We start from the raw sequence: 13,444 nt of genomic DNA, 5'->3' as shown, positions 1-13,444 counted from the left end.
CGATGCGCGGTCAGCATTACATGCCCATGCTCGTCCCTGCGCCCGCGCCCGCGCCCGCGCCCGTGCCCGTACCTGAACCCGTGTTCGTCCCCGAGTTCGGTGTGGTATTCAAATCGATTCTTCCGTACACGCCATTGGCTTCGTCGTTCGGTCCCGCGGCGAAGAAAAGCGTGTTGGAGGGTTGATCGCTGAGATCGTTGCCGAACGCGATGCCCCACGCACCGTGTTCGACGATCGGACTGCCATTCGGTCCGTTGAGCCGTCCCATCGGCTGACCGGTCGAGGCATTGAACGCGTTGATCGTCCCATCACCGAAATTGCCGATCAGTATCGCGCCGCTCAAAGAGCCGAAATTCGCGGGCGCTGGCGCAATGCCCCAAGGCGCGTTCAGCGGGCCGCCTGTTGCGAAGCGTTGCTTCAGGTTGCCCGCAGTATCGTAGACATCGACCATGCCGAGACCCGCGCCGGCGACATCGTCGTGCTTGGCTGCGTCTTGCATTGCGTACGTGACGAACAGATTCGAGCCGATCGCCTGAATGCCGAACGGCGCGAAGCCGGCTGGAATCGCCGGGTCCTTGAAAGCACCAGGCATGACGACTTTCTTGAAGGACGTATTGAATACGTCGATCTTGTTGTTATGGAAGTCAGTGGCATAGAGAAAGCTGTTGTTGTTCGAGGCGGCAAGCGCGAGCCCTTTGTAGACGGCGCCGCCCGCCCCATCGTCATACATGATGAACGCGTTGGTCGGCCCGACTGCGGGCGCCCACGCAGTGATGGTGCCGCCTTCGCCAGCGAAGATGAACGCAGCGACTCCGGCCATGCCTTTCTCATTGACGATGAAGCTTTGTGTGCCGTTGAAGACAATGCCTGTGGGCGATGCCGAACCGTTCATGCCTGCCGGTATCGCGACGACCAGCGGTTGCGGCGCGCCGTTGCCGTCGTAAAGTGTCGCGACATTGGTGCCGTTATCCGCGACCCAGACGAAACCCTTTGGATTGAATGCGACGCCCCAGGGATTTTTCAGATTCGGGTCAGTGTGTGCGGCCTGTACCGCGCCGTCAGACACGAGGGCCGTCACAGTGAACGACGACTGGGCAGGCGTGTTGTTACTGTTCGAACCGGATCCGCCACCACATGACATCAGCGTTGCGATGGCCGCGCCGCATGCCACGACGCCGAATACAGCGAGCAGAGACCTCATGACCATACTCCTTGACCGGTCCAAAGGACCTAACGGTCAAAGAACGCAGAGGCGGCGGGGTTTATTCCGGCGAAGCGATTCGTGTCTTTGCCACGCCGAATCAAACGTCAAATAAGCCCTTCGATAGATCTGCTTGTTTGCGCCTGTCGGCGGCGCGTGTAGTCCAGTGGTCAGTCGCTCCCTGTGCGTCATGTGGAATATTCGGAAGTCTTCCTTCGTTCTATCTGCGAGATAGACGCTGCCGAGCACGGCACTGGGTCGGCTGACGCAGCATCACAGTCGATCCCGTCTGTTGAAGAACATTCCGCTTTCGGAGAAGAGAAAAATGAAGGCTGGCAGAAAAGATGCGAGGTACGTGCTGGCGATAGTCGCGCTCATGCTGCCGCTCAGCGGTCGTGCGAGCGAGACGATCCATGTGAGGCTCACGGACAACGCAATCCAACTCGATACGGATACAACCGAGGCGGGAAATGTTACGTTCGAGGTGAGTAACGAAGCGAAAAGCAATACCGAACATGAATTCGTTGTATTGAGAACCGACACTGACGAAGCGCGGTTGCCGGTTCGTAACGGCCAGGTAACGGAAAGCCGATTCAGGAAGATGGGTGAGGTGGAAGATCTGGATCAGCATTCCACCAAGCGCCTGTCATTGAAGCTCGTGCCAGGGCGCTATGTGCTGATTTGCAATCGCCCGGGGCACTATGAGATGGGCATGCATAAGTCGTTCGTCGTTGAGCGGTGACACCGCCGGCGCGGTTCGGTTGCTCTTGGGCCATGCCAAGCTCGAGAGCACGGTTCGATACCTCGGTATCGAGGTGAATGACGCGCTCGAGATGGCCGAACAAACCGAAGTCTGATGTTGGCCCTTGAGCGGGCGCTTGCCGGCCAATAAGCGACCTTCGCTATGTACTGTTACGGACGTTCAGCGCATGCTTGCGCCGCAGAAGCGCCATCGAAGTCGCCAGCGCCAACGGAAGTTGCCATCAAAACAAGACTGACGCACACACGATCAATGGTAGACGTCTCATTCGAGCGGGGCCGCGTCAGCCGCATCACTTTTGTTTTTCCAGAACACTCCGCAGAAGGGCGACGGCTTGCAAAACCTGTGCGGTAGACAGCGGTATGTTCCGCTTTTTTGCCGCGGCCTCTATATATTGACGAGCCTGTTGATCGCTCAACGGAAGCGCGGTGTCGCCTGCATCGCTCATCGCCTGGACGGCAACGGCACTGACATTGTCATGGCGGCGCAGCAAGCCGGCAAGCAATCGGCTCAGCCTCTCCGCGCAAGCATGAACTGTTGATGGCGATATCTCGATCTCGTCTGTCGACGCTCTTTTGGAAAGTGCATCGCGCAGCGCCTTTCGGCTGACTTTCTCGTCGTGCGGCAGCGTGGCATCAAGAAGAGCGGCTTCGTCAGCTTCGATTTCAAGCGTAGATTCGAGCATGGGCATGACTTGAAAAACGAGTTCGCGATATTGGCGCTCTGCGTTCTCGGCGGGCTTGCCTCCCGGCGGGAGAACGCTAAGGAGCTTGCCGTTCTCATCCACATCCGTGTTGCGAGCGCGCGCTTCGATGACTTTTTGTGCTGCTCCGCGCAGCTCGACCAGGCGTTTATCGAGATCTTCCGTCGCGGGCGGACGTACGAGGATGCCACCGACAAACACGACTTGCGACAAGCCGAGAACCCCGAGCATGGCCTCGGGGATGGAGAAGGTTGCAAGATTGGAGGCGCCATCGACAAGCAGCGCCGCTGCCACTGATAAGCTGAAAATTATCGTCTGCAGCTTGTAGACATCGAACTCCCGGTTGGTCAGGACCAGGTCTTTCCACTCTGGCCCGCGCACCTTGTCGTCGGCCAGAACGTGGTTCGTTTGTAGCCAGGCCCAGTTGTCGAAAGACAGCCGTGTTTTAGTGGTGTAGGTAATCTGAGACACGGTAGCGCCGAAACCGGATATGCCAAGGAGGGCAACGACGGTCGCCGACATATTTGCGAGCGTGCCGGTTCTCAAAACAAGTGAAAGGACCAACGACCCGATGACAAACGAAAACATCAGGACTTGCATCTTCTGCACGCTGCCTTGATTGAAAGCGTTGGCGGCAAGCTGAATCGGGTTGAAGAAGTCGCGAAACTCGAAGGGCTTCATCGCGAAAACAGATGGGTATTTTTCCGCCAGGCCTTCCTTGTCTCTTTTGGCGGCTTCAAGAAACTTCTTTCGCGATTGGTAGACCGCGGTTATTGCCAGCGCGTAGATGAGCAACGCAGTGGGAATCCACAGTAGTCCAACGAGGGGTGAACTGACGTAGGCCACGACAGGCGCCCACGAGACCGGCGCATCTCCCCGGCATTCAACGACAATGAAAGATCGCTGATGCCAAAGGGGAAAGCCGTCGCCTTCCTTGTCAATGTCAAGGTGGATGACGACGCTTTTGTCAGCGGGATAGTCCGGCAGCACCTTTTCCGTGGTTTGCTCGACGGAGGTTGCGCGCGCCCGATCATAATGGTTTCGCTCGTAAGCGATAAAACGCTGTGGCGTATCGGGTTGTTTCTGTGCCCTGTAAGCGATGCGCGCGTCGCCTGCCGCTGGAAGAACGCGGGTCACAGGCGCGGCTGACGCCACTCTCAACAATGGATCGGTCTCGACGGAGGTGACCGTATCATCCATGCAGCTGGACGGCGCTCCCGCCGCATGCGACGCTGAAAACGGCAGCATCCACAGCCACATCACTATCGCCACGCGAAGCCCAGCCATTCCGGTCTCCGTAATCAGGTCAACGCGTCCGTCGAAACCTGCCGGACGGATGCAATACGCGCATACGTGCAAAGCGTAGTAGACGCCTCGATGCGAAACACATAGGGTTTTTCCGGGGCAAATGGTCTCAGCGCAACGCCATTGACCACGTCGCGATGCGACGGTGCACCCAGGCAGGCAAGACAGTTGTTTGACTGCGCACGCATGCGCGAAGTGGTTGTGCCCGTCCCCCGTCGGTCGATCAAAGAAATTCTTCCTTTTGCCGATAACCATGTCTGGAGACGGCCGACCACGGGTCAGCCTTTCGCACGGAGACGCGTGACTGCCAAGGGGCGCTCACGCAGGCGTGGGTCCTGTCTGCTGTCACAAGCAGCAGCGGCCGTTTGGTGGCTGATGAGGCCAAGAAAGAGTGAAGGCATTGGGGCAGGGTTAATGAGACGACTGACGTTTAAGGCAAAATTGTTGTGCGCGGTAGCATTTACCGTCGCGGGTCTGGTGGCAGTGGCGATTGTCGGGGCGGTTCAGGAGCGGTCGATTCTGGTGGAGCAAAGGCGCATCGCGATGGAGGAACAGATCGACGCCGCGCTCAGCGTGATCAATAACTACGCCAAGGAGAGTGATAGCGGCCACACGTCAGTCGAGAGCGCTCAAGCCGCTGCACTCGCGCACCTCCGAATGATCCGATTCGGAAAAAGTGGCTACTTCTCCATTGTCGATTCCGAACCGAAGCTGGTGCTGATGCCCGTTAACCCGAGCCTCGAAGGCAAGCACGCGGATTTCGTCGATCCGAACGGGAAACATCTCGTGCTGGATATTCTGCAGCACGCGCGCGACGGAACGTACATCACCTACTACATGTGGCCGCGCCCAGGTTCGGACACGCGCCCCGTACCTAAAATGACGTTCGGCAAGCAGACTGCGTGGGGATGGACGATCTACACGGGCGATTACATCGACGATATTGACGTCCAGTTCCGGGCGATCCTGGTGCGGTCCCTGGCAATCGTTGCTGCGATCGCAGCGGCGCTCGTCGTGGGAATGAGCCTGCTGATGCGTAGCGTGCTTCGCACGATCGGCGGGGATCCGGCATACGTGGCGCAGGTCTGCGAACGCATTGCTGAAGGCGATATCAGTGAACGTGTTGTGCTGTCAGGGAACGACTCGTCGAGCCTGCTGTATTCGATGCGTACCATGCAGACGCGACTGGCAGAAGCGATCCGGCAAATTCATAGCAGTGCCGACGCGATCACGTCCGCCTCGCGCGAGATCGCAGACGGCAATATGGACCTGTCGTCACGCACCGAAGAGCAGGCGGCATCGCTTGCTGAAACTGCGTCGAGCATGGAAGAGTTGACGTCGACCGTGCGCCAAAACGCCGACAATGCGCAAAAAGCCAGCCAGTTGATGGCAAAGGCGTCGCTGACCGTGCAGGAGGGCGGCAAGGTTGTGTCGGGCGTCATCGGGACGATGAGCGACATTGCCGCGAGTTCGGCACGGACGAAGGACATCATCGGGGTTATCGAAGGTATTGCGTTCCAGACGAATATCCTGGCGCTGAACGCGGCAGTCGAGGCCGCGCGCGCGGGCGATCATGGGCGAGGCTTTGCAGTTGTTGCCTCCGAGGTGCGCAACCTTGCACAACGATCCGCGGCGGCGGCCAAGGACGTAAAGACGTTGATCGACAGTTCGGGCGAACGGGTGACCGTCGGCGAGACATACGCGCGTCAGGCCGGCGAAACCATGGACGCGATGTTGCGCGAAGTGTCCCAAGTGACATCGATCATGGAGGAAATCTCGGCCGCGTCGTCCGAACAGAGCCGCGGCATCGAGCATGCCGGAGTCGCCGTGTCCCAGATGGACGCCGTAACACAGCAAAACGCCGCGTTGGTTGAACAGTCAACCGCTGCCACGCGAGCGCTTGCTGACCAGGCGGCCGGATTGCGGCAGACGGTGAGCGCCTTCACGGTTTAATGGCGTGCGCCCCGGCGTCGTGCGCGAAACTTGACCTTCAGCCGATCCAAGTCATGCGGCGCGTAACCGGGCCAATATCCTCTTCATGTCGACCGACGGAAGAGGGCCGCATCGGGAACCCTGAATGCTTGGAGTCCCGTACGCGACGCCGTGCAGCTCCAGCTACATGCTACCGTGACCCGTTACCGGCAAACGCGTCTCGAGATTGGCCCAATACAACAACCAGAGTGTCGCGATCACGCCGCCCAGCATCCACGAGCCGCCTAGCCAGTGATCTGTAATCAGGTAGGACGCGGCGAGTGTCGCGGCTGCGGGCCAGCTCCATCTCGAAGTGGATCGCGTCAGCAGCCAGAATGCCAACGCAATATACACGGCCGGCATGACGCCGTAGTGATGTTCCCAGGCAATCGGCGATGCAACTGTGAAAGTCAACGCGGCAAGCAGGAAATCGAAGACGTCGCGATGCGAGCCCCCCTTCAGAGGAACGAATAGCGCGGCCCCGACCAGTCCGACCGATGTCAGCAGTGTCCCGTAATACACCAGCGCGTGATACGGCGGAAACTCGTGCGCTTGCCAGTCGGAAGCAACGTCACTCGGAACATAAAGCCGATTCAGGAAGCCATTTATCGACTGATTCTTGATGTACATCTCACCTGTTCTGGATAACGCGTGCATTACCGAGCCATAGTCGAGATGATTTCGAAGGCCGAATACGGCGAGAGAGACCGCCGTTCCCAAACCGAAAGCAGCGAGCCAGCCCGAGCAAAAACGCCAATGCCGGCGTAGCACACCCCACAGGACAAAGAGCGCAAGTTGCGGTTTTAGCAGGCAGATCAGCCCGATAAGCAGTCCGGCGAGGAGTTGCTTTTCGACAACCCACGCCAACACCGACATCATGAAAAGCGCGTTGATCCAGACTTGTAGTTGGCCGAGCGAGAATGCTTTCAGCAGTGGGGAGTACGACAGGGTCGCCACGGCTGCCAATATCGCGCACGCGTAGCGCAAGTCGAAGAGCACACTCGAACGCTTGGCCAATAAAAGCGCGAATGCGCCCGACGCAATGACATTGGCTGCTACGACGAAAGAGCCGATGCGATTCAACGTCACATCTGTCGGCGACGTGCCGAATGAATCCAGAAAATACAACGGCAGCAGGCTGCTGGGGGGATACTGAAACTTGACATGATCGGCAAAGAAGAGCTTCGCGTATACATCTCCGTATGGGTGCTCTTTCAGCCAGGCCAACGCGAGCCGCATGGGTTGCCACGAATCGTTTTCATCGGTAGCGCCAAACAAAAGAGAACGCAGCCACGATCGCACATAACCCAGCGCGGGCGTGTAGTCGTGTCCTAGCCACACATGCACGATGAGCCATATCGCCATATCGACGACTGGTGAGACGACACATACGAAAATCGCGATGCGAAACAGGCGTGCCCGCGTTCTCTCCACGGACGGAGGCGCTTTCACCCCGCTGCTTTGATGGCTCAATGCTCCTCGATAATCCATAGCGTCCTCAGGAAGATTGCACAGATTAAAGGAGATGCAAGGAGATGCAAGCGCCGTCTGATGCATCGTCCGGAAGCGGATAGTTCGATCCGCTCCGAGGGTGCCGCCAGTCGGCGAGCTATGGTCGCATTGTGGCAAGAGCTTAATCGCAGCGCCGAACCACCGCGTCTTGACAGCTGCGCCGATGCGGCTACGGTAGGGTCCGCGCGCGCAGTTCGAAGTGCCCTGGCGCACGGAGCATCTTAAGCATGCCTGGTCATTCTATATCGCAAACAATTCGCATGGCTCGCGTCCGAATCGACAGACGAATCACTGAAACGGACGTTATCGCCAGGCAAGCGTTCCGCTCTGCGTCGATCTCGATGGCACCCTCGGAGCCGTCGGGTCTCGATACGAAGAGCTTCATCGTCAAAGGGCGCCGCGAAAGCCGGTCGCCGACCGGGTTGATCCGCGCCTGCGTCGGTGGAAAGCGTCGACTATGACAAACGGGGTCCGGCGATTGTGGTGACGGACTTGCGGCTGGCGAGGGAAGCGAGCGCTGCACGCTGTGTGACAGCGCACAGACTCGGCAACCGCGGCGTCGCAGGCTTTCGGATGCGACATTCACCCGAGGAGTGTTTCGATGAGAGGTAGAGCGATGCAGATTCGCACCGCGTCGGCTTCGCGCGGCATGTATCGCCCGAAGAATTACCTGACGACTCCTGGCGGCGTGGCGTACGTCGTGTTGGCGGTTGCCATCCTTCTCGTCATCGCAATGGAACCGCGCCACGTCTCGACGATGGTCGATCAAGACAATTACATCGAGTATTTCCGTACGACGACGTGGGACTGGTTCGTCAGCTCATTCAAGAGTCGCACTTCGACGCTTGCGTTTGTCATCAGCACAGTGACGGAGGAATTCGGCTGGCGCGCGTGGGTGATTGCGGTCAATGCGCTGGGATTCGCGCCGGAGACGGGCGTGCGCCTAACGGTCGTGCTACTCAATGCCGCGGTGTTCGTTGCCCTGCTCGAAACCAGGCGGCCGCTCTTCGGCCTGTTGCTATGGGCGATTATCCCGATGGCGCTGGCCACCGTCGGCACGTTCCAGATTCGCCAGGGCCTCGCATTCGGCATTGCAATGCTTTTCACGCTGCGATATCAGCGTCCACTGACCGGATGGGTGCTCGCGTGTTTCGTTCATACGACCTTCGCCATTCCCGCGATACTGCTTTTCACGATTCGCTTTTGCGGCGACCGCAGGCGGCTCGCCTTCATCAGCGCGAGCGTGATGTCCTTCGTACTGGTTTCATCCGCGGGCTTTCTTTTCAGGAATTTCGGCGGCAGACGGGTCGACGAATATTCGGGTTACCACAACGATTTCACGATCAAGCTCGTGATTCTGCTTCTCATCTACGTGACCGCTTCGGTCATTTATCTCTATTCGGAGTGGAAGAACAGGCCTGAGGCGAAGGCGACCGTATGGACCGAGCTTTGCACGATGCATATCGTGCTCACAGTCTACTTGGTGCTTGCCTTCCTGCTGTTCCCGTTCGGCAAAGGCCGCGTGTGGTATTGCATTCCGTTATTGCTGCCTTTCATCGTCCCGCATATCCGCTTCCGAAATGCGTTCTCCATTTGGTACGTGACGGGGATCATGCTCGTTCTGTGTGCCGAAGTGGTCAAGAGCTATTATGAAGGCGGCTACGTCTTTTTGATCGGCAATTGAAAAGACAGCGGCGCAGCTCCTGGGGCGCGCGCGTCGTCACAGGGCGCTGCATAACGCACAGACGCTGCATGCCACCGCGCCTGACGAATCATTTTCGAATGCGCTTTCGTCCGTCCCTCGCAATGCGACGACGCGCGGCGTCCTGATTCGCGACGACTCGGACCGGGCGGCGACGAGACCGAAGCCGCCGATCCTGTTGTGCCGCCCCTGGCCTCCTGTCAGGCGACGAAACCGGTCGAGATCCACGGCACCGCGGCGACGATGATCAGAGCGACGACCAGCACGGCGAGATAAGGCCAGATCCGGCCGAATGCTTCATCGCTCGACACCTTCCCGATCAGGCACGTCTGATAGAAGCCGACCCCGAAGGGCGGCGCAAACAACCCGATGCCCATGGCGAGAATGGCGACGATGCCGTACTGCACGAGATGGATGCCGAGTTGCTGGGCCGCTGGAAACAGGAGCGGTCCGAAGAGCACCATGGCCGGAAGTCCTTCCAGCACGCTGCCCAGCACGACGAACAGCGCCACCGATACAGCGAGGAATCCGGCGCGCCCGCCCGGCAGGCTGGTCATCATTTCGGTCAGCGTCTGTGCGAAGCCGGCCTGCGTCAGCGACCACGCCATCGCGCTCGCCGAACCGATGATGAGCAGGATGGAGCCCGACAGCGCCGCTGTCTCGACGAGGATGGGGAACAGCCGCCGCCATTCGAAGCAGCGATACACGAACAGGCCGATGAGAACCGCGTACACGACGCCGACCGTCGCCACCTCTGTCGCCGTCGTGACGCCTGCCAGCACGGCATAGCGGATGATGAACGGAAGGATGAGCGCGGGCAGGGCTACCATGAGCAGGCGGCCGATTTCGCGCGCATTGGCCTTCGCTCCCTCCGGCCGGTCCGTGCGCGTGCGGAAGAGCACGAGTATAGCCAGCCCGGCGGCGGCGAGGCCCGCCGGCAGCAGCCCGCCCGTGAACAGCGCGGAGATCGACACGCCCGTGACGGCGCCGACGATGATGAGCACGAGGCTCGGCGGGATCGTTTCCGACATCGCCGCCGATGCCGCCAGGAGCGCCGCGAGTTCGCCCGGCGGCACACCGCGCCGTCGCATCTCCGGCAGCAGCACGGGTGCGACCGCTGCCTGATCGGCGGCCTTGGAACCCGAAATGCCGGAGATCAGGTACATGGCCGCGATCAGCACGTAGTGCAAGCCACCGCGCCGATGGCCGACCAGCGCGGCGAGAAAATTCACCATCGCGCGGGCGATGCCGGTCATCTCCAGCAACAGGCCGAGGACGATGAACATCGGCACGGCCAGCAGCTCGATGGACGACATGCCCTGATCCATCTGGCTGATGACGACGGAAAGCGGAATCGTGCCGGTGAAATGGATGTAGGCGAAGGTCGCGGTCGCGAAACTGAAGGCGATGGGCACGCCGAGGAAAATGCAGACGCCGACCACACCGACAAAGTAGATCGGCAGGTCGGCGTTCCCGAGATCCAACGCATTTTCGATTCGGTCGAGCGCAAACCAGACGACGGCGCTGAAGATCAGCACGCATGCAATCTCGATCCAGTTCGCGCCGCTGAGCAACTGGCGCAGCGCCACGTAGAGCAGCAGAACGAGGGCGGCGAGTTGTCCGTAGACTTCCCAGGACGCGGGCATCTGCAGCACCGGCGTCAGGACCGCCGCCTGCTGCCGGGCATAGCTCAAGCCGGGGACGATCAGACACAGTGCCACGAGCACGACGAGAATGGCCGCGAGGCAGCCCGCGAGACGCCGGGCGCGCGGACCGAGTCGGCCGAGCACGACGGTCATGCGCATGTGCTCCGTGCGGCGAAGCGCGATGACCGCCCCGACGCTCACCAGCCAGAGGAACAGGATCCCCGCGACTTCATCCGTCCAGACGAGCGGATGATCGAACATGTAGCGTCCGACCACCCCCGCGAACAGAAGGATGACTTCGACGGCGACGAGGCAGCCGCCCACACCCTGGCTGACCCAATCGACGACCCGGTCGAGGCCGTGCAAAAGACCGTTCACGGGTTGCCCGCTGGAGAGGGTTCTCTGGCCGGCGCGCATCAGGCGAGGGGACCGGTGACGCCTTCAAGCGCCGTCCACAGCGGCGCGCCGAACTTCTCCTTCCAGGTCTTGTAGAAACCGGACTGGGTCAGCGCCTTCTGGAATGCCGTGGTATCCGGCTTGGCGAACACGATGCCCTGCTTTTTCAACGTTTCTTCGAGCGAGTCGTCGAGCGCCTGATTCGCCTTGCGCTGTTCCAGCGCCTGCGCGTCGAGCGTGTCGGCGATCACCTTCTTGTGGTCATCGGGCAGGCTCGCCCAGAACGTTCCGTTCACCAGCAGCCAATAACCGACCCACATGTGGTTCGTCAGCGAGCAGTATTTCTGCACCTGATTGAGCTTCATCGTCTCGATGTTGCCGAGCGGGTTTTCCTGCCCGTCGACCACATGCGTTTGCAGCGACGTGTACAACTCGGCGGCATTGATCGTGGTCGCGGCCGCGCCCAGCGACTGGAACAGCGACAACGAGATAGGGCTCGGCGGGACGCGGATCTTGAAGCCGTGAAGATCCTCGGGCGTGTTGATCTGCTTGGTGCTGGACGTGACCTGACGGAAGCCCTCATCCCAGATGCGGTGCATCGGATGCAGCCCCGCCTTCTCGATATCGGCGCGCACCACGTCGCCCACGCCGCCGTCGAGCGCCTTCCACGCCGTTTCCGGCGTCTTGAACGCGAAGCCGATATTGTCGATGGCGGCGCTCGGCACCAGCGTCCCGAGGATGTTGTCGCCGATCGCCATCATCTGCATGGCGCCGGAGCGCAGGTTCGACAGCATGTGCGTGTCGTTGCCGAGCTGGCTGCTCGGGAACACCTGCAGCAGGACTTCGCCCTTGGTCGCATCCTTGATCTTGGCGGCAGCGGTGTTGAGGTTCGCGACCGTCGGGTGACCGGGCTCGAGATCGAGGCCGATCTTGACCACGGTCTTGCGCGCGGCGACGGCCGGCCGGATCGCGGCGGCGGCGGCGAGTGCCGTGGCGCCCTTCAGAACCTGTCTACGTGAAATGCTCATGGTCGTGTCTCCGTGTGATTATCGTCAGTGTGGTTTCAGCGCGTCTTGAGCGAGGCCAGGATGTCTTTCTCGTCCTGGCCCAGTGCAGGGGCCGGCCGGCGCAGTGCGCCGGGTGTTCCGGAGAGGCGGGGGATGACGGCATGCATTGGAATGCTGCCCAGCTCCGCATCCTCCATCTCGACCAGGACGCCGCGGCCTTGCACGTGCGGATCGGTTTCGAAGCCCGAGGCGTCGTAGACCGGGCCGACCGTCACTTCGGCGGCCTCGAAAAACGCGAGGTTCTCCGCAAGCGATCGCGCGCCGATGAAAGCCCCGACGATGGCATCCACCTCGTCGACATGGGCGAGCCGGTCGGCATTCGTGCGAAAGCGCGGATCGTCGAGCATGTCCGCCCGGCCGATCGCGCGGAACAGACGCTCCGTCATTGCCTGGGTCGACGCGGAGAGCGCCACCCAGCCGTCATCGGCGGTCGGATAAATGTTGCGCGGCGCGGTAATCGACGCGCGATTGCCCGAGCGCGGCGGGATCGTGCCCGTGATGCGCCACGCGGCGGCTTCCGGGCCGAGCGTCGAATACAGCGGTTCGAGCAGCGACAGGTCGATCACCTGTCCCTTGCCGCCGGGACGTTCGGCTTCGCGCACCGCGACCATGGTGGCGAATGCGCCCTGAATGCCGGACACCATGTCGGCCAGCGCGAAATTCGGCAGCGCGGGCGGTTTGTCGACGAAGCCGTTCTTGGCCGCGAAGCCGCTCATCGCCTCGACCAGCGATCCGAAGCCCGGCCGCTGCGCGTAAGGGCCCGTCTGGCCGAAGCCGGAGATGCGCACGAAAACGAGCTTGGGATTGAGGCGCGCGACGTCCTCGGGGCCGAAGCCGGCCGCTTCCATGCTGCCGGGACGGAAGCTTTCGACGAGCACATGAGCGGTCGGGATCAGCCGGGCGAGCAGTTCCTTGCCGTCGGCGCTGCGCAGATCGAGCCGGACGCTCTTCTTGTTGCGGCCGTAGACCTTCCAGTAGGCCGCAACGCCGTCTTCGCGCCACGCACGCAGCGGATCACCCGAAGCGGGCTCGAGCTTGATCACCTCCGCGCCGAAATCGGCGAGTTGCAGCGTCAGCATGTTGCCCGCGACGAGGCGCGAGAAATCGAGCACGCGCAGCCCGTCGAGCGGGCACGAGCGGTCGGGCTGGAACGGCTGGGCGGCCGGAATCGTCGCGGTCAT

General features: G+C 60.9%; 9 protein-coding genes and 1 pseudogene. 4 read left to right on the top strand and 6 right to left on the bottom strand.

The genetic code is table 11. The features are described 5' to 3' along the window. Window positions 1-16: 16 nt before the first annotated feature. The gene (locus AWB72_RS06990; protein ID WP_040053372.1) at window positions 17-1,201 is read right to left on the bottom strand and encodes a TIGR03118 family protein; all 1,185 of its coding nucleotides are present in this window, start codon (window positions 1,199-1,201) and stop codon (window positions 17-19) included. Window positions 1,202-1,493: 292 nt separating this feature from the next. Here AWB72_RS06990 and AWB72_RS06985 point away from each other — a divergent pair, with 292 nt between their 5' ends. Further along, a complete protein-coding gene (locus AWB72_RS06985) occupies window positions 1,494-1,943 on the top strand; it encodes a hypothetical protein (protein ID WP_244285540.1) in 450 nt (149 codons plus the stop codon). A gap of 10 nt (window positions 1,944-1,953) precedes the next feature. Then, a pseudogene (locus AWB72_RS29320) lies at window positions 1,954-2,058 on the top strand (integrase); the annotation flags it as partial. A gap of 195 nt (window positions 2,059-2,253) precedes the next feature. Here AWB72_RS29320 and AWB72_RS06980 read toward each other — a convergent pair. Further along, window positions 2,254-3,951, bottom strand: a complete 1,698-nt coding sequence (locus AWB72_RS06980) for a hypothetical protein (protein ID WP_040053293.1) — start codon at window positions 3,949-3,951, stop codon at window positions 2,254-2,256. Window positions 3,952-4,383: 432 nt separating this feature from the next. Here AWB72_RS06980 and AWB72_RS06975 point away from each other — a divergent pair, with 432 nt between their 5' ends. Further along, window positions 4,384-5,922 (top strand): methyl-accepting chemotaxis protein, encoded by a 1,539-nt coding sequence (locus AWB72_RS06975; RefSeq protein WP_040053294.1) that lies wholly within the window; start codon window positions 4,384-4,386, stop codon window positions 5,920-5,922. Between the two features lie 162 nt (window positions 5,923-6,084). On the opposite strand, the gene AWB72_RS06970 is transcribed toward AWB72_RS06975, so the two are convergent. Beyond that, window positions 6,085-7,431, bottom strand: a complete 1,347-nt coding sequence (locus tag AWB72_RS06970; RefSeq protein ID WP_159459344.1) for a glycosyltransferase family 87 protein — start codon at window positions 7,429-7,431, stop codon at window positions 6,085-6,087. Window positions 7,432-8,053: 622 nt separating this feature from the next. Between AWB72_RS06970 and AWB72_RS06965 the strand changes: the two genes are divergently transcribed. Then, complete coding sequence (locus AWB72_RS06965; protein WP_143754589.1) at window positions 8,054-9,136, top strand: EpsG family protein; 1,083 nt, start codon at window positions 8,054-8,056, stop codon at window positions 9,134-9,136. 218 nt (window positions 9,137-9,354) lie between these two features. On the opposite strand, the gene AWB72_RS06960 is transcribed toward AWB72_RS06965, so the two are convergent. The 3 genes from AWB72_RS06960 to AWB72_RS06950 are packed head-to-tail and all read right to left on the bottom strand — an operon-like array spanning window position 9,355 to window position 13,444. Then, entirely contained in the window at window positions 9,355-11,217 is a 1,863-nt protein-coding gene (locus tag AWB72_RS06960; RefSeq protein ID WP_052450131.1) for a TRAP transporter large permease, read from the bottom strand. Beyond that, on the bottom strand, window positions 11,217-12,224 hold the full coding sequence (locus tag AWB72_RS06955; protein WP_040053297.1) for a TRAP transporter substrate-binding protein: 1,008 nt from the start codon (window positions 12,222-12,224) through the stop codon (window positions 11,217-11,219). The genes AWB72_RS06960 and AWB72_RS06955 overlap by 1 nt, the downstream gene beginning before the upstream one ends. A gap of 35 nt (window positions 12,225-12,259) precedes the next feature. Continuing rightward, on the bottom strand, window positions 12,260-13,444 hold the full coding sequence (locus AWB72_RS06950; protein ID WP_087127976.1) for a CaiB/BaiF CoA transferase family protein: 1,185 nt from the start codon (window positions 13,442-13,444) through the stop codon (window positions 12,260-12,262).

Origin of the sequence: Caballeronia concitans, from assembly GCF_001544615.1 — a bacterium.
Lineage (GTDB): Bacteria > Pseudomonadota > Gammaproteobacteria > Burkholderiales > Burkholderiaceae > Caballeronia > Caballeronia concitans.
This window is presented reverse-complemented; position numbering and strand designations above follow the sequence as displayed.

Bases quoted from the DNA above. Each gene is read 5' to 3' on its own strand.
- AWB72_RS06990 (WP_040053372.1), bottom strand. From the start codon at position 1,201: ATGAGGTCTCTGCTCGCTGTATTCGGCGTCGTGGCATGCGGCGCGGCC.
- AWB72_RS06980 (WP_040053293.1), bottom strand. From the start codon at position 3,951: ATGGCTGGGCTTCGCGTGGCGATAGTGATGTGGCTGTGGATGCTGCCG.
- AWB72_RS06975 (WP_040053294.1), top strand. From the start codon at position 4,384: ATGAGACGACTGACGTTTAAGGCAAAATTGTTGTGCGCGGTAGCATTT.
- AWB72_RS06970 (WP_159459344.1), bottom strand. From the start codon at position 7,431: ATGGATTATCGAGGAGCATTGAGCCATCAAAGCAGCGGGGTGAAAGCG.
- AWB72_RS06965 (WP_143754589.1), top strand. From the start codon at position 8,054: ATGAGAGGTAGAGCGATGCAGATTCGCACCGCGTCGGCTTCGCGCGGC.
- AWB72_RS06960 (WP_052450131.1), bottom strand. From the start codon at position 11,217: ATGCGCGCCGGCCAGAGAACCCTCTCCAGCGGGCAACCCGTGAACGGT.
- AWB72_RS06955 (WP_040053297.1), bottom strand. From the start codon at position 12,224: ATGAGCATTTCACGTAGACAGGTTCTGAAGGGCGCCACGGCACTCGCC.
- AWB72_RS06950 (WP_087127976.1), bottom strand. From the start codon at position 13,444: ATGACCGCGACGATTCCGGCCGCCCAGCCGTTCCAGCCCGACCGCTCG.